This is a genomic window from Stenotrophomonas sp. 62841_Sma (assembly GCF_056482945.1).
Map to the genome: position 1 here is coordinate 4,407,041 of NZ_CM151224.1, position 20,003 is coordinate 4,427,043.

Genomic DNA, 20,003 nt, shown 5'->3' on the forward strand with positions numbered 1-20,003 from the left:
ACAGTCGAGCAAGCTCGACGCTACGTCACTCTTCCAGCTTGCTGAGCAGGTACTTCGGCTCGCCGATACGCTCGATCAGGTCGAGCTGGGTTTCCAGCCAGTCGATGTGCTCTTCTTCCGAGTCGAGGATCTTCACGAACAGCTGGCGGCTGACGTAGTCGCCCACCGAATCGGAGTAGGCCACGGCCTCGCGCAGGGTCACTACGCCGTCGCGCTCCAGCGACAGGTCGCACTGCAGGATCTCGGTCGGGTTCTCGCCGATGCGCAGCTTGCCCAGCGCCTGGAAATTCGGCAGGCCTTCGAGGAACAGGATGCGGTCGGCAAGCATGTCGGCATGCTTCATCTCGTCGATCGATTCCTTGTACTCGTGTTCGGCCAGCTCCTTGATGCCCCAGTTCTTCAGCATCTTGGCGTGCAGGAAGTACTGGTTGATCGCGGTCAGCTCGTTGTAGAGGACCTTGTTGAGGAATTCGATGACCTTGGTGTCGCCCTTCATGGGGGTGCTCCTGCACGCTGAAAACGCAGGCACTTTAACGCCTTGCGCGCGGCCGTGAAGGAACGCGAATCGTGCGCATTGGCCTGTGCGGCCGCACGTGAAGGATGCGAAAGCGCGGCGTCAACGCGCCGCGAAAGAGACGATCAGGCGACCTGGGCCAGACCGAGGACCGGCAGCGGCAGATCGTGGGTGGCACGCGCCTTGGCCAGCAGATCGCCGGCCATGTCCAGGCAGGAACCGCAGGTGGCACCACAACCGGTACGCATGGTCAGTTCGGCCACCGTGCTGACGCCATGGCTGGCGGCTTCGCGGATCTGGTGGTCGGTGACTCCGTTGCAGATGCAGACGTACACAGGCGTGAACCGGGCTGGCAGGCCAAGAGTGGCCTGTTGGCTATTCCAATGGAAACGAGAATGGTTGTCAATCAGAGACCTGAACCATTCTCGATACGGTTCAGCCGGTCACGTGGCCGGACCATCGCCGGTGGCCTTCTTCGGCCAGTAGCCGCGGGTCCGTGGGCGCTTGCGTGGGCGGTCATGCCCGGCGGTATGGCCCGGCATCCAGGCCTCCGCAGCGCTCTTGGGCATGGCGGTCACGCCCTGCCCGGCCACCCCGCGCGCCAACGGCGCCAGATGTCGCAAGGCGCGCGCATAGACGCCACGCTTGAACATCACCACGTGCTCCACCGGGTACCAGAAGTCCACCCAGCGCCAGTGGTCAAACTCGGGGGAGTCGGTGTGGTCCAGCTTCACGTGGGATTCGTCGCCGGTCAGGCGCAGCAGGAACCAGACCTGCTTCTGGCCGATGCAGACCTGCCGCTCGTTGCGGCGGATGGCCCGCGCCGGCAGCTTGTAACGCAGCCAGCCGGGCGTTGCCCCGAGCACTTCCACGTGCTCAGGCAGCAGGCCGGTCTCTTCCTGCAGTTCACGATACATGGCCTCGACAGGCGTCTCGTCGGTATTCATGCCACCCTGCGGGAACTGCCAGCCGTCCCGGCGCACACGTCGTGCCCAGAACACCTGGCCGTCCTGCCGCATCAGCACAATGCCGACGTTCGGTCGATAGCCGTCCGGATCGATCACGATGCGGACTCCTAAAAAATCTACTGGTCGGGACTATCCCATGCCGCCTGTCGGCCCACAAGCACGATACAAAAGTGTTGACAGGGGCGATACACATCCGCAGAATAGCGGGCTCACCAAGGCTATGTAGCTCAGCCGGTTAGAGCACAGCACTCATAATGCTGGGGTCGGTGGTTCGAGTCCACCCATAGCCACCACACTGAAAATCAAGTTGTTTTTCAGCGTGAAAAGTGAGAAAATAGTTGCACGTTTTGCCCCGTCGCCAAGCGGTAAGGCACCTGACTCTGACTCAGGCATTCGGTGGTTCGAATCCATCCGGGGCAGCCAAATTAAAAGCAAAAGGCCAGATCGAAAGATCTGGCCTTTTGCTTTTAATTTGGTCGCGCATTCCACCTTATCCCCGCGCCTGTCGGCGCACCCCCTTGAACAACAAGGGGGCTCTTCTCCAGACAGAGACCGGGGTCAGGCATGCGGACCACGGGTAGTGCCGGCCGCTGGCCGGCAACCAGGAAATCCACGACCCCAGAACGACAAAAGCCCGGCCGAAGCCGGGCTTTTGCTTGTCCAACCAGCGGGCTCCCGGAGGAGCCCAACCAGGCGCGGTAGATCAGCGCTTGGAGAACTGGGTGGCGCGGCGGGCCTTGTGCAGACCGACCTTCTTACGCTCGACTTCACGGGCGTCACGGGTCATGAAGCCAGCCTTGCGCAGCTCGGACTTCAGGGTTTCGTCGTACTCGACCAGAGCACGGGCGATGCCCAGACGGATCGCACCGGCCTGGCCGGTGGTGCCGCCGCCAGCGGCGGTGACCAGGATGTCGAAGCTTTCGGTGTTCTTGGTCAGCTCGAGCGGCTGGCGCACGATCATGCGCGCGGTCTCACGACCGAAGAACTCGTCCAGCGGACGGCCATTGACGGTGATGTTGCCCGAACCCTTGCGCAGGAACACGCGAGCGGTGGAGGACTTGCGGCGGCCAGTGCCGTAGTTTTGAGTGATAGCCATGATTAGATATCCAGAACCTGCGGCTGCTGTGCGGCGTGCGGATGCTCAGTGCCGGCGTAGACCTTGAGCTTGCGGTACATCTGGCGACCCAGCGGGCCCTTCGGCAGCATGCCCTTCACGGCGATCTCGATCACGCGCTCCGGGTGGCGCTCCAGCGCCTGTGCCAGGGATTCGGTCTTCAGGTTGCCGATGTAACCGGTGAAACGGTGATACATCTTGTCCTGCAGCTTCTTGCCGGTGACGGCAATCTTTTCTGCATTGATGACGACCAGGTAGTCGCCGGTATCAACGTGAGGGGTGTAGACCGGCTTGTGCTTGCCACGCAGACGGCGGGCCAGCTCGGTGGCGAGACGGCCCAGGGTCTTGCCCTCGGCGTCGACGAGGTACCAGTCGCGCTGGACGGTCTCGTTCTTGGCAGTGAAAGTGCTCATGAAGAACTCTAGGTTAGGTCGGGCTCATTGCGGCGAAAGGCTCGCCGGAACTCTGCCACGCGTTGTGAAAAGGTGAAGCGTAAGAGGCGGGATTGTACGCAGGTCAGCCCCCCGTTGCAAGCCGGCCCTTGACCGGGTTGGCAGGGGGACGGGGTCGGGCGAGAATCGCGGGGTCTTCCGCCCCACCGTGTACCGCCATGACCGTGCTCCGCCAGATCACCCCGCTGGACCACCTGCTGACCGAGGCGCAGCGCGCCCTGGACACGGTGTTCGGCAACCCGCCGGCGGCCCGCCCCTATCCGGCTGCGGACACCGACGAGCCGGGCATGGACAGCACCGAACGCCGCCACGCGGCCGGCCTGATGCGGATCAACCACGTCGGCGAGGTCTGCGCACAGGGCCTTTACTTCGGCCAGGCGGCCGTGGCCCGCGACCCGGCCACGCGTGAACACCTGCTGGAAGCGGCCCAGGAAGAAACCGACCACCTGGCCTGGTGCGCCACCCGCCTGGGCGAACTGGACAGCCGTCCGAGCCTGTTCAACCCGCTCTGGTACGCCGGCAGCTACACCATCGGCACCCTGGCCGGGCTGCGCGGCGACGGCTGGAACCTGGGCTTCGTGGTCGAGACCGAGCGCCAGGTGGAAGCCCATCTGGACGAGCACCTGGTCGACCTGCCGGCCGGCGACCTGCGCAGCCGCGCGGTCATCGCCGTGATGAAGGAAGACGAGGCCCGCCATGCGGACCACGCCGAGCAGGCCGGCGCACGCCGCCTGCCGTTCCCGATCCCGGGCGCGATGGCGCTGGCTTCCAAGGTCATGAAGACCATCGCCTACCGGCTGTGACCGCCAACTAGTGCCGGCCGCTGGCCGGCAACCACGCAGACGCCGCAGAAGATCCGGAGGTTGCCGGCCAGCGGCCGGCACTACCAGTTAATTGGGCGAGACCAGCTTCAGGCCGATCACACCGGCCACGATCAGGCCCACGCAGGCCAGGCGGGCCGGCGATGCGCTGTCGTTGAACAGGTAGATGCCCAGCACCGCCACGCCCATGGCGCCGATACCGGTCCAGATCGCGTAGGCGGTACCGACCGGGATGCTCTTCATCGCCTGGCTCATCAGGTACAGGCTGATCAGCGCGGACACGACCGTGGCAGCGGTGGGAAGGGGCTTGCTGAAGCCTTCGGAGTACTTCATTCCGAGGGCGAAACCGATCTCGAACAGGCCGGCCAGCAGCAGGTAGATCCAGGGCATGGGTGGGGGCTCCTTACCTTTTTTGAGAAAAACGAAACGGCCCGGTGTTTTCACACCGGGCCGTGGGTCGGTACATCACCGTGGAACTGTAACGCGTGCGGGGCACTGGTTCCACGGGGCGGGTCGTCCCGCCTGGGCGGCGATGCCTGCGGGCATCGCACATGGGGCTTACTCGGACAGGTTCCGGCCGTGGAACAGCTCTTCGATCTCGCGCTTGAGCAGCGCTTCGATCTTCATGCGTTCCTTGAACGACAGGTTCTTGGCCTTTTCCTCGAACAGGTACTGGTCCAGGTCGAAGTCCTTCAGGTGCATCTTCGTGTGGAAGATGTTTTCCTGGTAGACGTTGACGTCGAACATCTCGTAACGCGACTTGATGTTCTTGGCCAGGAAGTTCTGGATCGAGTTGATCTTGTGATCGATGTAGTGCTTCTTGCCCTTCACATCGCGGGTGAAGCCACGGACGCGGTAGTCCATGATCACGATGTCCGACTCGAGGCTTTCGATCAGGTAGTTCAACGCCTTCAACGGCGAAATGACGCCGCAGGTGGCCACGTCGATGTCGGCGCGGAAGGTGGCGATACCTTCCTGCGGGTGCGTTTCCGGATAGGTGTGCACGGTGATGTGCGACTTGTCCATGTGCGCGACCACGGCATCGGAGATCAGCTCCTTGCCGGCCTGCTTCTTGTCGATCACCGGTTCTTCGGAGATCAGGATGGTCACCGAGGCACCCTGCGGATCGTAGTCCTGGCGGGCCACGTTCAGGATGTTGGCGCCGATGATCTCGGCGACATCGGTCAAGATTTGAGTCAGCCTGTCGGCGTTGTACTCTTCATCGATGTATTCAATGTAACGCTGACGCTCCTCTTCGGTGCGCGCGTAACACACGTCATAGATGTTGAAGCTCAGCGCCTTGGTGAGGTTGTTGAAACCCTGCAGCCTCAGGCGAGGCAACGGCTTGACCACGGCGGTCGATTCCTGTGTAAGAAGGGAAAGGGGGAATTATGGGGCAAACTGTCCCCGGGGGGAACGTGAAGAGCGCTCACATCTGGCACACTGTTTGCCCTTAACAATTGCGCTGGTTAAGCTCCGCTATCGACCCCGTGAATCCGTTCATGCGCAGAGGGAGCGCTCCTATCGTGTCAACCGTGCGCCTAGCTAGCAGTCCACTGGCCCTGGATATCGCCACAATCGATCGTTTCCTGGCGCACAGCCACAGGCGGCGATACCCCACCCGTACCGACGTCTTCCGACCCGGTGACCCGGCGGGAACCCTGTATTACGTCATCAGCGGCTCGGTTTCGATCATGGCCGAGGAAGATGACGATCGCGAGCTGGTGCTGGGCTACTTCGGTGCCGGCGAGTTCGTCGGCGAGATGGGCCTGTTCGTTGAATCGGACCGCCGCGAGGTGATCCTGAGGACCCGTACCGCCTGCGAGCTGGCCGAAATCAGCTACGAGCGCCTGCACCAGCTGTTCCTCGGCCCGCTGTCGGCCGATGCCCCGCGCCTGCTCTACGCGCTGGGCCAGCAGATCTCCAAGCGCCTGCTCGACACCAGCCGCAAGGCCAGCCGCCTGGCATTCCTGGACGTTACCGACCGGATCGTGCGCACCCTGCACGACCTGGCGCAGGAGCCGGAGGCGATGAGCCATCCGCAGGGCAGCCAGCTGCGCGTCTCGCGCCAGGAACTGGCCCGCCTGGTCGGCTGCTCGCGCGAAATGGCCGGCCGCGTGCTGAAGAAGCTGCAGACCGATGGCCTGTTGCACGCCCGCGGCAAGACCGTGGTGCTGTACGGCACCCGTTGATCGTTGAGCAGCCGGTGGGTGCGGACCTTGGTCCGCACTCTTTCACGCGCTAGGCTCGGTGCATGGAACTGAGCAGCGCATTCTGGTGGTTCATCCTCATCGGCCTGGGCGCCCAGCTGGTGGACGGCGCGCTGGGCATGGCGTTCGGCCTGGTGTCGTCGTCGGTGATGCTGGCCATGGGCATTCCGCCCGCGCAGGCCAGTGCAGCCATCCACACCGCCGAGGTGTTCACTACTGGCGCCTCCGGCGTGTCGCATCTGGTCGCCGGCAATGTCGATAAGCGCCTGTTCCTGCGCCTGGCGCTGCCCGGCGCCGTAGGCGGCGCCGTGGGTGCCTACGGCCTGACCCAGCTGCCCGGCGAGGTGATCCGCCCGCTCATCTACCTGTACCTGCTGGTGCTGGCCATCATCATCCTGGCACGTGCCGCCGGCCGCCTGATGCCCAAGGGCGAGGTCAAGCGGGTGCCCGTGCTGGGCTTCGTCGCCGGCTTCCTGGATGCCAGCGGCGGGGGCGGCTGGGGGCCGGTGGCCACCTCCACCCTGCTGGCCCGCGGCGGCCAGGCACGCACCACCATCGGCACGGTGAACGCGGCCGAGTTTGTGGTCACCCTGACAGTTTCAGCAACGTTCCTGCTGTCGATGGGGCTGCATCACCTGCAGATCGTGGCCGGCCTGCTGATCGGCGGCATGATGGCCGCGCCGGTGGCCGCACTGCTGGTGAAGCGCCTGAAGGAGCGCTGGGTGCTGGTGGCCGTGGGCGTGCTGGTGCTGGGCATCAGCCTGTTCCAGATCGGGCATGCGCTGACCGGGTATCTGGCGCGCTGACTGCTCACCGGGCGCAGGACCATTTGCCGGCCAGCGGCCGGCACTACCGGGACGGAGAAGGGTAGTGCCGGCCGCTGGCCGGCAGATCCGTCACCGTGCGGCGAGGTCAGGCCTTGTCGCCGCCGCGGTCCACGCAGCCCCAGTTGAGGATGCGGGTGCCGGCCGGCAGCACGCGGCGGAAGAAGTCCACCCTGCCCGGCTTCGGGTTCACCACCACCGGCGCCTTGGCGGCCAGCAGCAACGGCAGGTCGGCGGTGCTGTCGGAGTAGGCGATATCGATGTCGCCGTAGCCGCGCTCGCGCAGCATGCGCATCTTCTCTTCGTTGTGGCAGTGGCGGGTCGGGCCGACGCCACCCAGCCGTGGGCCGACCTCGGTGCCGATCACCGGTACGTCCTGGTGGGCGACGAAGGCCAGGATCGCGCGTGCCAGCTCTGGTGGCGCGCCCGTGGCAACCACCACGCGGTCACCCTTGGCCCGGTGCGCGGCGAACACCTCCAGCGCCTGTGGCAGCAGCTTGGCGCGCATCTGCGCCTCGTTGCGCAGCACATAGGCGTCGATCACCTTGTTGAAATCGCGCGCACGGTGCAGGCCGAAGCTGCCGATCCACACATAGACCGAAATGCCGGTACGGCGGGTCGGCAGCAGCGCCACCATCGGCCCGGCGATCGGCGTGACCAGCAGCGCCGCCAGCATGCGCAGCGGGTTGCGCTTGATCAGCGAAGCGAACAGGTGAGTACCCGAATCGCCATCGTAGAGGGTGTGGTCGAAATCGAAGACCACCAGCGGCGCATCGTCGCGCGGCGTCGGATAGTGCGTTTTCATGCCGCGAAGAATAGCTGACGCAGGCCCTCGCCCGGCTCTTCCACGCGCATGAAGGCTTCGCCCACCAGGAACGAGTGGATGCCGGCATCGCGCATCAGCGCCACGTCCTGCGGACCGAGGATGCCGCTCTCGGTGACCAGCAGGCGATCGCGCGGCACCGCCTTCTGCATGTCCAGCGTGGTCTGCAGCGACACCTCGAAGGTGCGCAGGTTGCGGTTGTTGATGCCGATCATCGGTGCCGGTACCTGCAGCGCACGCTCCAGCTCGTCGATGTCGTGCACTTCCACCAGTACGTCCATGCCCAGCGACATCGCCAGTTCGGACAGCGTGGCCAACTGCGTGTCGTCCAGCGCAGCGACGATCAGCAGGATGCAGTCGGCACCCAGCACGCGCGCCTCGTACACCTGGTAGGCGTCGATCACGAAGTCCTTGCGCAGCACCGGCAGCGTGCAGGCCTCACGGGCCTGCTGCAGGTAGGCATCAGCACCCTGGAAGAAGTCCACATCGGTCAGCACCGACAGGCAGCTGGCGCCGCCGAACTCATAGCTGACGGCGATGTCGGCTGGGCGGAAATCCGGGCGGATCACACCCTTGGACGGGCTGGCCTTCTTCACCTCGGCGATCACCGCCGGATCGCCGTTGGCCACTGCCGCCTGCAGCGCGCGCACGAAGCCACGTACCGGCGGGGCGCTGGCCACGGCGGCCTGCAGGTCCTCGAGGGGACGCTGGGCACGGCGCTGGGCCACTTCTTCGGCCTTGCGGGCCAGGATCGTCTGCAGGATGTCGCTCATCGTCTTCGATTCGGTGCGGGGGCGGTGAGGACGGCCATTATCGGCCATCAAGAGGGTCAGGCTGAACCGCGCGCTCAGGCAACCAGCGCGCGGGTGGTCTCTACATACTGCTGCAGGCGCTGGCGGGCGCTGCCGTTGGCGATGGCGGCACGGGCACGGGCCAGGCCGTCGCCGATGTCGCTGGCCACGCCGGCCACGTACAGCGCGGCGCCGGCGTTCAGGGCCACGATGTCCAGCGCCGGACCGGGCTGGTTGTCCAGCACGGCGCGCAGCATGGCAATGGACTGCTCCGGGCCATCCACGCGCAGGTTGCGGCTGGCCGACATGGCGATGCCGAAGTCTTCCGGGTGGATCTCGTACTCGCGTACCTTGCCGTCGCGCAGCTCGCCCACCAGGGTACCGGCGCCCAGCGAGATCTCGTCCATGTTGTCGCGGCCCCAGACCACCATGGCGCGCTCGGTGCCCAGCTCGCGCAGCACGCGTGCCTGGATACCCACTAAATCCGGGTGAAACACGCCCATCAGCACCGACGGTGCGCTGGCCGGGTTGGTCAGCGGGCCAAGGATGTTGAAGATGGTACGCACACCCATCTCGCGGCGGACCGGCGCGACGACCTTCATCGACGGGTGATGGATCGGCGCGAACATGAAACCGATGCCGGTCTGTTCGATGGCCGCGGCCACCTGCGCCGGCTGCAGCTCGATGGCCGCACCCAGTGCTTCGACTGCATCGGCGCTGCCGGACTTGGACGATACGCTGCGGTTGCCATGCTTGGCCACGCGCGCACCGGCCGCGGCCGCGACGAACATCGCGCAGGTGGAGATGTTGAAGGTGTGCGAGCCATCGCCGCCGGTGCCGACGATGTCGACCAGGTGGGTGGTATCGGCCACCGGCACCGCCAGCGCGAATTCACGCATGACCGTGGCCGCAGCGGCGATCTCGTCGATGGTTTCCTTCTTCACGCGCAGGCCAGTGAGGATGGCGGCAGTCATCATCGGCGAGACATCGCCGCGCATGATCTGCCGCATCAGGTCGACCATTTCGTCGAAGAAGATTTCGCGGTGCTCGATGGTGCGTTGCAGGGCTTCCTGGGGGGAGAAGCTCATGGGAATGCTCCTGGGATCAGGCGGCCGGACGCTGCAGGAAATTGCGCAGCAGGGCATGGCCGTGTTCGGTGAGGATGGATTCGGGGTGGAACTGAACGCCCTCCACCGGGAACTGGCGGTGGCGCAGGCCCATGATCTCTTCGATCGAGCCGTCGTCGTTCTCGGTCCAGGCGGTCACTTCCAGCACCTCGGGCAGGCTGTTCTTGTCCACCACCAGCGAGTGGTAGCGGGTGGCCTGGTAACGGTCCGGCAGGCCGGCGAACACGCCCTTGCCTTGATGGCGGATGGGCGAGGTCTTGCCATGCATGATGTTGCCGGCGCGGATGACCGTACCGCCGTAGACCTGGCCGATGCCCTGGTGGCCCAGGCACACGCCGAGGATCGGCGTGGTCGGGCCCAGGCGCTGGATGAGTTCCAGCGACACGCCCGCTTCGTTGGGCGTGCACGGGCCGGGCGAGATGACGATGCGTTCGGGCTTCTGCGCGGCAATCTCATCCACGCTCATCGCATCGTTGCGCACCACCTTCACCTCGGCGCCCAGCGTCTGCAGGTACTGCACGAGGTTGTAGGTGAAGCTGTCGTAGTTGTCGATCATCCACAACATGGTCAGGTTCCGTCGCTTATCAGGAAAATGGCGTATACGTTTTCGGTGTAGGTGATGGGGCCGGCTTCGATGGATTCGCGCAGGCGTGAGCCAGTGGTCTCGATCATGTCCATCTGCGCCGCAGGTGACGGCGGCGATGGCGGTGTCACCATGTCGTCGCTTCTGGGCCAATTGCCCGCCTGCACGCCATAGGCGAAGTTCGGCGCCACATCGGAGATGCTGTACAGCCCGCGCAGCTTCGTGCCGTAGGCATTGGCAAGGCCCTGCGCGGATTGGCGCGTCGACGCGGCGGCCTCACCCTTGAGTTCGCGCCGCAGCGCCACTTCGCCCGAGTAGGTCGGGGCCACGCTGCTGACCTGCAGGTTCTCGTTGGCCTTCAGTGCACCCAGCACGTCCTGCATCGCCTTCACGCTGGCGAAGCTGGCACGCAGCTGGCGCGACACGCGGGTGCCGACGAAGACCTGCCGGTTCTGCTCATAGCGGGTTGCCGGGCCGATCCGCAGGTTGTCCGCACGTACGCTGCCTTCCACCGCCTTGTACTGCTTGAACAGCGCCAGCACGCGGGCGACATTGTCCTGCACGCGGCGGCGCGCGGCATCGGCATCCATGTCGGTCTCTTCGATGTTCAACTGCAGGCCGAACCGGTCCGGCATCACCTCGCGGCGCGCCTCGCCCTTCACCAGCAGGTGCGGCTGCGAGGGAATGGTGTTGGCCTGCGCCCACGCAGACGGGGCCATCGTGGCCAGCAGTGACGACCACAGCAATGCGCTCAGCAGCTTCATGCGGTACTCCTTGTCTTGAACGGGAACGGCGGAACGACCACGGCGCAGCGGCCGTGGCGAGGCAGGCTTACAGGCCCTTGGCGGCCTGGGCGACGGCGCGGAACAGCGCGCGGCCCTTGTTCATCGTCTCGTCCCATTCCTTGTCCGGGTCCGAGTCGTAGACGATGCCGGCGCCGGCCTGCACGTACAGGCGGCCATCCTTGATCACCGCGGTGCGGATCGCGATCGCGGTATCGGCATCGCCGTGCCAGCCGATGTAGCCGATGCTGCCGGCGTAGACATTACGCTTGATCGGTTCCAGCTCGCGGATCACTTCCAGCGCGCGGATCTTCGGCGCACCGCTGACCGTACCGGCCGGGAAGGTGGCACGCAGCACGTCGGCATAGCTCAGGCCCGGCTGCAGCTGCCCGGTCACTTCGCTGACGATGTGCATGACGTGGCTGTAGCGCTCGATCACGAACTGCTCGCCCACTTCCACGGTGCCGGCCTTGGACACGCGACCAGCATCGTTGCGGCCGAGGTCGATCAGCATCAGGTGCTCGGCGCGCTCCTTCGGATCGGCCAGCAGCTCGGCTTCCAGCGCCAGGTCCTGTTCGACAGTGGCACCGCGCGGCCGGGTGCCAGCGATCGGACGCACCGTCACTTCGCCATCCTGCAAACGCACCAGGATTTCCGGCGAGGAACCGACCACCTGCAGGTCGCCGACATCAAGGAAATACATGTAGGGCGACGGGTTCAGTGCACGCAGCGCACGGTACACATCCACCGGGCGCGCTTTGAACGGCACGCTCAGGCGCTGGCTCAGCACCACCTGGAAGATGTCGCCGGCACGGATGTATTCCTTGCTGCGCTGGACCGCATCGACGAAGCCTTCGCGGGTGAACCCGGAGACGAAATCGGACTCGTCCAGCACATCGCTGTTGAGCGGTGCGGGATAGCCGGCCCCCGGTGCGCGCAGCTTGGCGGTCAATGCATCCAGGCGTGCCTGGGCCTGCTCGAACGCACCCTCGACACGCGGGTCGGCATGCACGATCAGGTACAGCCGGCCCTTGAGGTTGTCGAACACCGCCAGCTCGTTGGAATCCAGCAGCAGGATGTCCGGCGTGCCCAGCTCATCGCGGCCGGCCGGCGGGGCCAGGCGCGGCTCGATGTAGCCGATGCACTCGAAGCCGAACCAGCCAACCAGGCCACCGGTGAAGCCCGGCAGGCCTTCCAGCTTGGGCACCGAGTGGGCGCTGCGCAGCGCCTCGACTTCGGCGAACGGGTCGGCCACCTCGCGGGTGTCCACCACCTGGCCGTCTTCGCGCACGGTCAGCGTGTGGCCATGGAAGGCATACACGCGGCGCGCCGGCAGGCCGATGATCGAGTAACGACCAAAGCGCTCGCCGCCTTCGACGGATTCAAACAGGTAGGTATTGGGGCCGTCGGCGAGCTTCAGATAGACCGAAAGCGGCGTGTCCAGGTCGGACAGCACTTCACGGACGACGGGAATATGGGTGTGGCCTTCAGCGGCCTGCTGCAGAAACTGAGCGTGCGAGTTCAAGACGACTTTCCTTCCGGGACACAGCGTTATGGGGGCGGACGACGGCAACGGGCCACCATCGCCACCAACGGCGTGCGGAAGAAAGGGTATGCGGGGTCGTCAGGCTGGACACCCCTTGACTGTATCGCAGCCGGGGCGGGAGGGGAACCCCGTCGCGGCGTCGCGGTTCATTCGGCCATTAGCCCATCCGCCGGGCGTTCTCCTGGGCCTCCAGCCCCTGTTGCTGGGCCAGTCCGGCTGCCGTCGCCTGTTCGCGACCGGTGTTCAGGGCGTCAACCTGCGCCGTGCTCACGGCCAGCGGCTGGGCCATGCCGGCCGCCACGTCCACATGCGCATGTCGGCGGTGGGCCGCCTGCAGATCCGGGGTGTCGATCGCGAATGCCCGCGTGCGGTCGTCACTGAGCAGCACATGGGAGATGGCCTGCAACCCTTCGCGCTTGGCCTGCGCAGCCAACGCCCCGGCCAGCTGATCGCTCTGCAGGTTCGGGATGCGGCCATGTGCCACATCGAGGCCGTGCACGCCGGTCTGCGCGCCCTTGAACAGATGGAAATCGATGTGCCCCGGATCGTTCAGCGCGGGTATCTTCGCGCCCCCCTCCTGCAGCTGCGCATGCGGCCGTCCAAGCAGCTTGCGCGCGGCCGCCTCCTGGCTCGCGATTGCCGCGTCGAGACTGGGGTTCATCGTCTCGCTCATGCCATGCCGGTCCACCGACTCCCCCATGGTCGCACTGCCGCGCCCGATCACCCACGACGTCTTGGCCAGGTTGACCAGGTTCTGCGGCAGTGCCGGCGTGGGCAGGTGCGTGGCAATGCCCTTGTTGGCCATCGCGCCCAGCCCGACGGTGCCGGCCAGCACGGCCGGCGCCTGCGAGGTCAGCCCGGTGATCTGATGGCTGCTCCAGTTCATGCCCATGTGGAAAGTCGCGCCGTACACGGCATAGCCGTTGCGCAGCCCATTGGCCACGCCATGCACGCCCTGCTGCAGCTGGCCGCCCAGATGATGGCCGCCGGCACGGATGCGGCCGGCATCCGCCGCCGCTTCACGGGTGGCTTCACGGGCCTTGGTTTCGTGTTGATTGCGCGCCGCATCACCGTGCTCACGCATCTGTCTGGCCATGTCGTCGGCACCGAGCGCACCCAGCACGCTGGCCCCGATGTTCCAGCCGTAACTGCCCTTGGCCTGCACGCGGTGGCTGACCGATTCGACCAGACCCTGCAGCTCGCGACCCTTGGCAATGACCGTCGCACCGCCTTCGATGCCCACCCGCATGCTCTTGCCACCGTAGTCGACCACGGTGCCGATCGCATTTCCCTGCAGGGTCGACGCACGCTCGACGGCCACGCCGGACAGGCTCATGCCCCGGCCCGCCAGCGCGCCGACCTGCTCGACATGTTCACCGGCAACCCGTCCGGCACGCATGCCGCGCGCACCTGCGATCAGCACCTCGGCCAGCGGGCCACCGTATTCGGCAAGCTGGCTTGGCGCTTCTCGATGGCGGCGGTCCACCACCTTTCCGTTCACTTCGGTCTTGGCGTCCAGCAACAGTTCCATCCTGCCCGCGGCCACCGGAACATTGCGCAATGCCTCTGCCCCGGATTTCGACGCCAGCTGGTCAACCAGCTGGGCCGTGGCCGTCTGCGCACCCGCCGGCATCATCTCCTGCAGCTTGCGGGTAACCATCTGCTGCACGCCGGGCTGACGCAGCAGCTGGCTGGTCTCGCTGGCCAACAGGCCAAAGCCCTGCCGGTGATGCTCGTTGAGCCGCTTCAATCCATTCTGCACATCGTTGAGCACTTCACCCGACGTCTGGTAGGTGTGCACCGTGTCGCGCGTGTTGAACACCGGCAATCCGTGGGATTTCGCGTAGCGATCGGCGGTGGCCGGATGCAGCCCGGCCGAATTGAAGGTGGTCGCACGTACACCGGTAACCGCCGAAGCGGCAGAGGCCATGCCGCCGCCAAGCGAATGACCGGCGAGTTCAAACTGGGTACCAGAGGTCTTCAAGCGACTCGCCAGTGCCATGGCCCGATCGTAGTAATCACTCTGCATGCCTACGCCCTGGCGTCCATTGTTGAGGAAATCCTCGCCTCCGGACTCACGCCGCCCGCCTTTCGCCCGGGGATCGATGATTTCGCCCGTTGAGCCCTTGAACACCAGCACCGGCTTGGCGTCATCACCGAACACCCTTTTGTCCGGAATGTAGATCTCTGCGCGGAAGCCCGAGTCGTTCGGCCGCATCAGCTTCTTCAGGTCGGCCGCCCCCAGGTTGATGCCCGCCGCTTTGAGCGTGTCCGGGTCGGTCACGGCACTGGCCCGCGTCCACCCGACCGGCGGCTCACCTTTGCCCTTTGCCGAGGCATACACATCATCAGCAAGCGAACCCAGCTCGCGGGCGTGATAGGTCTCGCGCAAGCGCGCCGCCTCGGTGGCATGTCCACCTCCCTGCAGTTGCTCGACCAGGTGCTGCTGCGCCTGAACGCTCTTGGCGCGGGCCTGCAACAGGCGTTCCTGCTGCTCGGGATCGTGACCGCTCATGGCAGACTCCATTGCTCATCAGTGAAGACACGGTCATCCAGGACCTGCTGGAATGACCACGGCCAACGCTATCATCCCCCGAACGCGTCCATGTCAAGGGATCACATGCACCGTCACCCTCACAGTTCCTTTACGCCATTTTCCTGCCTGGCGCTGATGCTGCTGATGCTGCTGAGCGCCTGCGCGCGCACGTCTTCACATGGCGCGGAGCGCTATTTCGAGGGCAAGGCACTTGAACTGGCCATCGCCGCCGAACAGGGTGATGCAGCGACGATCACGCGCCTGATCAAGACCGAAGGCGTGAACCCCGACAAGGAGTTCTCGAAGCAGGATGGCATTCCGCTCATCGCGTGGCCGTTGCGCGCACAGAACCTGGAAGGCCTGCGCGCGATGCTCGACAACGGCGCCGACCCGAATGCACGGCGTATTGAAACGCTGGACGGCGAGACGTTCCGCCACAACAACGCCATGGTCTATGCCGCGAAGATGGACGATCCGCGCTACCTGGCCCTGCTGCTGGATCATGGCGGCGACCCGGACACGCGCACCTCCAACACCGAAACGCTGCTGTTCCAGGCTTTCATTTCCGGCAACCTGTGGAAGAACATCCAGCTGCTGGTGGAGCGAGGCGCGCACGTCAACGAATCCAACATCGGCCAGGCCGATACCGTTCTCAGCTGGTACACCGGCCGTGGCGGCTTCGAGCAGGCTTACTGGCTGCTTGAGCATGGCGCGGACCCCACGATTGCATCGCCGTCATCGGCGCAACCGGGCGCGCCCGATCGGATGGCCATGGTCGAAGCCATCTACTGGGAAATCACCACACCGGACCTGCTGCCCTGGCAGAAGAAGTGCCAGCAGTGGCTGATCGATCACGGCATTGCCCGGCCGCCGCTGCCGCAGTACATCCGCGAGAAGCGTGAAGCATTCGGGTTCCCGGCGAAGGAGCAGGACATCCCCCCGTTGTAGGACTTCCGGTCCGGCTCAGCGCGGCTCGGACAACAGGGCACAGCCCACGGGCAGGTGCATCCGCACCCTGCCCGGCACGCACGCGATGCGGAACTGGCGCGCCTGTACCGGTTCGCCGTCCAGGTTGAGCGTCAACGGACGCTCGGATTCCACCTGCAGCCACGGCAGGCGCGCGCGCGTTGCCAGCTGTTCCAGTGCGGCCTGGGTGCCCGACTTCAACATCTGGCCGAGCGTGGCGGTGACTTCACCTTCCAGCTCCGGAAGCACCGTCACGTCCAGCTGCCCATCATCGATCAGCGCCTGCGGGCACAATTGCTGGCCACCACCGGCCTGGCGGCCATTGCCGATGCCGAGCGCGATGAAGTCGCCTTCCCACGCGAAATCCGGGCCCGACAGGCGCGCATGGATCGGCTCGATCCGCCCCAGCTTGGCAATGCCGGTGATCACGTAGGCCAGCCCGCCCAGCATCTTCTTCAGGCCGGCATCGGTCTCCACCGTCACCTGCGTGCCGAAGCCACCGCTGGCGAGGTTGGCGCACCACCATTGCGTGCCATCGGCGTCCACGCGCAGCAGATCGATGGCATGCGGCGTGGCCTGCCCGATCAAGGCCAAGGCCGCCTTCGGCTCGGTCGGGATGCCGGCCGCAGTCGCGAAGTCGTTGGCGGTCCCCATCGGGATCAGCGCCAGCGAGGGCAACGCATCTGCCGGCTCCTCACGATGCGCCAGCGTCTCGGCCACCGCGCTGAGCGTGCCGTCGCCACCGGCGGCCACGATCACGTCCACGCCATGATCGATCGCCTCGGCCACGTAGCGTTCGGCGTCACCGTCTTCCCAGGTCACCCGCACTTCCAGCTGCACGCCCTGCCCACGCCAATGACCGACCGCGTCGCGCAGCTCGTCATTGCCTGCGGATTTTCCGTTGAGGATCAGGCGCCAGCGCGGAGTGGTCATGCGGTGCTTCCAGGACGGGGGTGGCACAGGCTAGCAATGCGCCGTTTGTCCGCAGTGAATGTCACGCAGGTGTCATTCAGCTGCTGGAGAATGGAAGGCCATAGCAGGGACGACGGATGGAGGCAGGATCAGCCTCCCACGCATGCAGCGAGGCCACGCCAGTGATTGGCGTGGCTTTTTTTTGGTGCGTAGGGAGTGCGAACCAAGGTTCGCACCCACCGGGTCGCGGTTCGCACCCACCCGGTGGGTAGATCCACGCCATGCGTAGATGCACTTCGCTTCAACCGTTGGCGAAATCGTGCAATGCCTGGCCCTGCAGCCGGTACACGGTCCACTCGTCCTGCGGCGTGGCGCCAGCGGCGGTGTAGAACTCGATGGCCGGGGTATTCCAGTCCAGCACCGACCATTCGAAACGACCGCAACCCTCGGCCACGGCCTGGCGTGCGATGTACTTCAGCAGCGCCTTGCCGGCACCGGCGCCGCGCTTTTCCTGGCTGACATACAGGTCTTCCAGGTAGATGCCCTTGCGGCCCAACCAGGTGGAGTAGTTGTAGAAATACACGGCGTAACCAATGGGCTCGCCGTCGGCTTCGCAGATCAGCGCGCGCGCCGTGGCATCGGCGCCAAACAGGCTCTCGGCGATGCCGATCTCATCGGTCTGCACCGAATGCTCGGCCTTCTCGTAGATGGCCAGTTCGCGGATGAAATGCAGGATCAGGCCGGCATCGGCCACAGTGGCCGGACGGATGTTCAACAGAGCCATGGGCGGAAAAGGGAGACGGAGGGAATCAGGCGAGCTTAATCCCCTCCGTCCCTTTTTTGTCAGCGTGCCGCAGCGACATTCGCGCGCATCTGCGCGATCACGTCCTGGTAACTGGTCTTGGCGTTGAAGATGGCCGAACCGGCAACGAAGGTGTCGGCACCGGCAGCGGCGATCTCGCCGATGTTGTCGGCCTTCACGCCGCCGTCGATCTCCAGGCGGATGTCGCGGCCGCTGGCATCGATCATCTTGCGCACCACGCGCAGCTTGTCCAGCGCCGAGGGAATGAAGGCCTGGCCGCCGAAGCCCGGGTTGACCGACATCAGCAGCACCAGATCCAGGTCGTCCAGCACCCAGTCGAGGATGTCCACCGGGGTGGCCGGATTGAGCACGATGCCCGGCTTGCAGCCCAGCGAGCGGATCAGCTGGATGGTGCGGTGCACGTGGCGGCTCGCTTCCGGGTGGAAGCTGATGTAGGTGGCACCGGCTTCGGCGAAGTCCGGGATGATGCGGTCCACCGGCTCGACCATCAGGTGCACGTCGATCGGCGCGGTCACGCCGTGCTTGCGCAGCGCCTGGCAGACCATCGGGCCGATGGTCAGGTTCGGCACGTAGTGGTTGTCCATCACGTCGAAGTGGACCCAGTCCGCGCCGGCGGCGAGGACGTTGTCGACTTCCTCGCCGAGGCGGGCGAAGTTGGCGGACAGGATGGAGGGGGCGATGAGGCAGTTGGACATGGCCGGGCCTTGCAACGGTAGGAAAGAGGGTCAGCGCTTGCGCAGGGTCTTGATGCGGTCGTAGGCGGCGTTGATCCGCCGCGACTTCTGCTCGGCCTGCTGCTGCAGCTCGGGGGCCGCGCCGCCGAGCTTGTCGGGGTGGTACTGGGAAATCAGCTTGCGGTAGGCGCGCTCGACCTCGGCATCGGTGGCCTCGGAGGTCAGCCCCAGCTCCCGGTACGGGTTCTCCTTGTTCAGGCGGAACCAGTCCGAATCGAAGGCGTGGCCGATCAACAGGCCGACCACCGCGCCGAACAGCGGATTGGGCCGGAACAGCAGGGCGCCGGCAATGAATCCGAGCAGTTTTCCGTACCAGCGCATGGCGCTCCGGGGTCGACCGACGAAATGGACGCTCATTTTACGTCACAGCGGGCCCGGACGGCTTTACACTAGGCCGCCCGCTGGTCAGCGGGCCCGCCGGGTCCGCTGGGCAGCCGTATCGACAACGCCCCAGGAGTGCCCGTGCCAACCACGCTGTTGCAATCCGATCTCCCCGGCCTGCCCTTGCGCCATCGCGGCAAGGTGCGTGATGTGTTCGATATCCCGCGCGAGCGGCTGCCAGCAGGGACCCCGCCGGGCGACTACCTGCTGATGGTGGCCACCGATCGCCTGTCGGCGTTCGACGTGGTCCTGCCCGACCCGATTCCGGGCAAGGGCGAGATGCTCTGCCAGGTCTCCAACTTCTGGTTCGCCAAGACCGCGCACCTGATGCCCAACCACCTGACCGGCATCGACGTGGCCAGCGTGCTGCCCGAAGGCGTGGACCCGGCCCTGTACGCCAAGCGCGCGGTGGTCACCCGCAAGCTGAAGCCGGTGCCGGTGGAAGCGATCGCCCGCGGCTACCTGATCGGCAGCGGCTGGAAGGACTACCAGCGCACCGGCAAGGTCAGCGGCATCGACCTGCCCGACGGCCTGCGCCAGGCCGAGCAGCTGCCGGAGCCGATCTTCACCCCCTCGACCAAGGCCGCCGTGGGCGACCATGACGAGAACATCGATTTCGATGCGATGGTGAAGCAGGTCGGTGCCGAGATGGCCGAGCGCGTGCGCGATGCCACCCTGCGCATCTACAAGTTCGCCGCCGAATACGCCCGCGAGCGCGGCATCATCCTGGCCGATACCAAGTTCGAGTTCGGTACCGACGCCGATGGTCGCCTGTACATCATGGACGAGATGCTGACGCCGGATTCCTCGCGTTACTGGCCGGCCGACGAGTACGAAGTGGGCACCAGCCCGCCGAGCTACGACAAGCAGTTCGTGCGCGATTACCTGGAGACGCTGGACTGGGGCAAGACCGCCCCGGGCCCGACCATCCCGGCCGAGATCATCGAGCGCACCCGCGCCAAGTACGCCGAGGCGCTGCAGCGCCTGGCCGGGATCAGCGTCGACTGATGCCCTGCGCCCCCCGCCGGTCTGGCTGGGGGCGTTCTGAATGCGGTACTGCCGGCCGCTGGCCGGCAACCTCGCGAACCTGCAGCCA

General features: G+C 65.7%; 23 protein-coding genes and 2 tRNA genes. 7 read left to right on the forward strand and 18 right to left on the reverse strand.

The window, feature by feature from the left end; genetic code table 11:
• Positions 1 to 25: 25 nt before the first annotated feature.
• The 3 genes from bfr to ACZK5G_RS20530 all read right to left on the reverse strand — a co-directional run bounded on the left by bfr (position 26) and on the right by ACZK5G_RS20530 (position 1,578).
• Entirely contained in the window at positions 26 to 496 is a 471-nt protein-coding gene (gene bfr, locus ACZK5G_RS20520; RefSeq protein ID WP_005419804.1) for a bacterioferritin, read from the reverse strand.
• A gap of 143 nt (positions 497 to 639) precedes the next feature.
• Entirely contained in the window at positions 640 to 849 is a 210-nt protein-coding gene (locus ACZK5G_RS20525; protein ID WP_005411309.1) for a (2Fe-2S)-binding protein, read from the reverse strand.
• Positions 850 to 957: 108 nt separating this feature from the next.
• Positions 958 to 1,578, reverse strand: a complete 621-nt coding sequence (locus ACZK5G_RS20530) for an RNA pyrophosphohydrolase (protein WP_032127170.1) — start codon at positions 1,576 to 1,578, stop codon at positions 958 to 960.
• Positions 1,579 to 1,698: 120 nt separating this feature from the next.
• On the opposite strand from ACZK5G_RS20530, the gene ACZK5G_RS20535 reads away from it, so the two are divergent.
• Positions 1,699 to 1,775: transfer RNA gene (locus ACZK5G_RS20535), tRNA-Met, on the forward strand.
• A 55-nt stretch (positions 1,776 to 1,830) separates the two neighbouring features.
• Positions 1,831 to 1,905, forward strand: a tRNA-Gln gene (locus ACZK5G_RS20540).
• A 280-nt stretch (positions 1,906 to 2,185) separates the two neighbouring features.
• On the opposite strand, the gene rpsI is transcribed toward ACZK5G_RS20540, so the two are convergent.
• Positions 2,186 to 2,578: a 30S ribosomal protein S9 gene (gene rpsI, locus ACZK5G_RS20545; protein ID WP_005411311.1), complete on the reverse strand. Its 393-nt coding sequence runs from the start codon at positions 2,576 to 2,578 to the stop codon at positions 2,186 to 2,188.
• Between the two features lie 2 nt (positions 2,579 to 2,580).
• Entirely contained in the window at positions 2,581 to 3,009 is a 429-nt protein-coding gene (rplM, locus tag ACZK5G_RS20550; RefSeq protein WP_005414692.1) for a 50S ribosomal protein L13, read from the reverse strand.
• Positions 3,010 to 3,206: 197 nt separating this feature from the next.
• On the opposite strand from rplM, the gene coq7 reads away from it, so the two are divergent.
• Entirely contained in the window at positions 3,207 to 3,851 is a 645-nt protein-coding gene (gene coq7, locus ACZK5G_RS20555; RefSeq protein WP_049401665.1) for a 2-polyprenyl-3-methyl-6-methoxy-1,4-benzoquinone monooxygenase, read from the forward strand.
• A gap of 87 nt (positions 3,852 to 3,938) precedes the next feature.
• Here the strand turns inward: coq7 and ACZK5G_RS20560 are convergent, their stop codons facing one another.
• Together ACZK5G_RS20560 and speD are read right to left on the reverse strand one after the other, a co-directional pair.
• The gene (locus tag ACZK5G_RS20560; RefSeq protein WP_005411314.1) at positions 3,939 to 4,259 is read right to left on the reverse strand and encodes a DMT family transporter; all 321 of its coding nucleotides are present in this window, start codon (positions 4,257 to 4,259) and stop codon (positions 3,939 to 3,941) included.
• 168 nt (positions 4,260 to 4,427) lie between these two features.
• Complete coding sequence (speD, locus tag ACZK5G_RS20565) at positions 4,428 to 5,222, reverse strand: adenosylmethionine decarboxylase (RefSeq protein ID WP_006473908.1); 795 nt, start codon at positions 5,220 to 5,222, stop codon at positions 4,428 to 4,430.
• 149 nt (positions 5,223 to 5,371) lie between these two features.
• Here speD and crp point away from each other — a divergent pair, with 149 nt between their 5' ends.
• Both crp and ACZK5G_RS20575 read left to right on the forward strand, forming a co-directional pair.
• Positions 5,372 to 6,061: a cAMP-activated global transcriptional regulator CRP gene (gene crp / locus ACZK5G_RS20570; RefSeq protein ID WP_010482649.1), complete on the forward strand. Its 690-nt coding sequence runs from the start codon at positions 5,372 to 5,374 to the stop codon at positions 6,059 to 6,061.
• Between the two features lie 62 nt (positions 6,062 to 6,123).
• Positions 6,124 to 6,885, forward strand: a complete 762-nt coding sequence (locus ACZK5G_RS20575; RefSeq protein WP_014038735.1) for a sulfite exporter TauE/SafE family protein — start codon at positions 6,124 to 6,126, stop codon at positions 6,883 to 6,885.
• A 106-nt stretch (positions 6,886 to 6,991) separates the two neighbouring features.
• Here ACZK5G_RS20575 and ACZK5G_RS20580 read toward each other — a convergent pair whose 3' ends face one another.
• From ACZK5G_RS20580 to ACZK5G_RS20610, 7 genes are all read right to left on the reverse strand, one after another.
• Positions 6,992 to 7,708 carry a haloacid dehalogenase-like hydrolase gene (locus ACZK5G_RS20580; protein ID WP_032127168.1) on the reverse strand — a complete coding sequence of 239 codons (717 nt, stop codon included), beginning with the start codon at positions 7,706 to 7,708 and terminating at the stop codon, positions 6,992 to 6,994.
• On the reverse strand, positions 7,705 to 8,499 hold the full coding sequence (gene trpC, locus ACZK5G_RS20585; RefSeq protein WP_049401666.1) for an indole-3-glycerol phosphate synthase TrpC: 795 nt from the start codon (positions 8,497 to 8,499) through the stop codon (positions 7,705 to 7,707). Before trpC ends, ACZK5G_RS20580 begins: the two co-directional genes overlap by 4 nt.
• A gap of 74 nt (positions 8,500 to 8,573) precedes the next feature.
• Positions 8,574 to 9,605, reverse strand: coding sequence for an anthranilate phosphoribosyltransferase (gene trpD, locus ACZK5G_RS20590; RefSeq protein ID WP_049401667.1), 1,032 nt, complete (start codon positions 9,603 to 9,605; stop codon positions 8,574 to 8,576).
• A 16-nt stretch (positions 9,606 to 9,621) separates the two neighbouring features.
• The gene (locus tag ACZK5G_RS20595) at positions 9,622 to 10,209 is read right to left on the reverse strand and encodes an anthranilate synthase component II (protein WP_049401668.1); all 588 of its coding nucleotides are present in this window, start codon (positions 10,207 to 10,209) and stop codon (positions 9,622 to 9,624) included.
• A gap of 2 nt (positions 10,210 to 10,211) precedes the next feature.
• Positions 10,212 to 10,991 carry an SIMPL domain-containing protein gene (locus tag ACZK5G_RS20600; protein WP_478464610.1) on the reverse strand — a complete coding sequence of 260 codons (780 nt, stop codon included), beginning with the start codon at positions 10,989 to 10,991 and terminating at the stop codon, positions 10,212 to 10,214.
• Between the two features lie 67 nt (positions 10,992 to 11,058).
• Entirely contained in the window at positions 11,059 to 12,534 is a 1,476-nt protein-coding gene (gene trpE / locus ACZK5G_RS20605; RefSeq protein ID WP_049401669.1) for an anthranilate synthase component I, read from the reverse strand.
• A gap of 178 nt (positions 12,535 to 12,712) precedes the next feature.
• Positions 12,713 to 15,070, reverse strand: coding sequence for a Tle-like phospholipase domain-containing protein (locus tag ACZK5G_RS20610; RefSeq protein WP_478464612.1), 2,358 nt, complete (start codon positions 15,068 to 15,070; stop codon positions 12,713 to 12,715).
• Between the two features lie 105 nt (positions 15,071 to 15,175).
• On the opposite strand from ACZK5G_RS20610, the gene ACZK5G_RS20615 reads away from it, so the two are divergent.
• Positions 15,176 to 16,039, forward strand: coding sequence for an ankyrin repeat domain-containing protein (locus tag ACZK5G_RS20615; RefSeq protein ID WP_230080636.1), 864 nt, complete (start codon positions 15,176 to 15,178; stop codon positions 16,037 to 16,039).
• Between the two features lie 15 nt (positions 16,040 to 16,054).
• Here ACZK5G_RS20615 and yegS read toward each other — a convergent pair whose 3' ends face one another.
• From yegS to ACZK5G_RS20635, 4 genes are all read right to left on the reverse strand, one after another.
• Positions 16,055 to 16,990, reverse strand: coding sequence for a lipid kinase YegS (gene yegS / locus ACZK5G_RS20620; RefSeq protein WP_032127162.1), 936 nt, complete (start codon positions 16,988 to 16,990; stop codon positions 16,055 to 16,057).
• A 280-nt stretch (positions 16,991 to 17,270) separates the two neighbouring features.
• Positions 17,271 to 17,753, reverse strand: coding sequence for a GNAT family N-acetyltransferase (locus ACZK5G_RS20625; protein WP_032127161.1), 483 nt, complete (start codon positions 17,751 to 17,753; stop codon positions 17,271 to 17,273).
• A 59-nt stretch (positions 17,754 to 17,812) separates the two neighbouring features.
• Complete coding sequence (gene rpe, locus ACZK5G_RS20630; RefSeq protein WP_478464614.1) at positions 17,813 to 18,487, reverse strand: ribulose-phosphate 3-epimerase; 675 nt, start codon at positions 18,485 to 18,487, stop codon at positions 17,813 to 17,815.
• 30 nt (positions 18,488 to 18,517) lie between these two features.
• The gene (locus ACZK5G_RS20635) at positions 18,518 to 18,847 is read right to left on the reverse strand and encodes a J domain-containing protein (protein ID WP_005411327.1); all 330 of its coding nucleotides are present in this window, start codon (positions 18,845 to 18,847) and stop codon (positions 18,518 to 18,520) included.
• A gap of 141 nt (positions 18,848 to 18,988) precedes the next feature.
• Between ACZK5G_RS20635 and ACZK5G_RS20640 the strand changes: the two genes are divergently transcribed.
• Positions 18,989 to 19,915, forward strand: coding sequence for a phosphoribosylaminoimidazolesuccinocarboxamide synthase (locus tag ACZK5G_RS20640; protein ID WP_032127159.1), 927 nt, complete (start codon positions 18,989 to 18,991; stop codon positions 19,913 to 19,915).
• Positions 19,916 to 20,003: the final 88 nt, after the last annotated feature.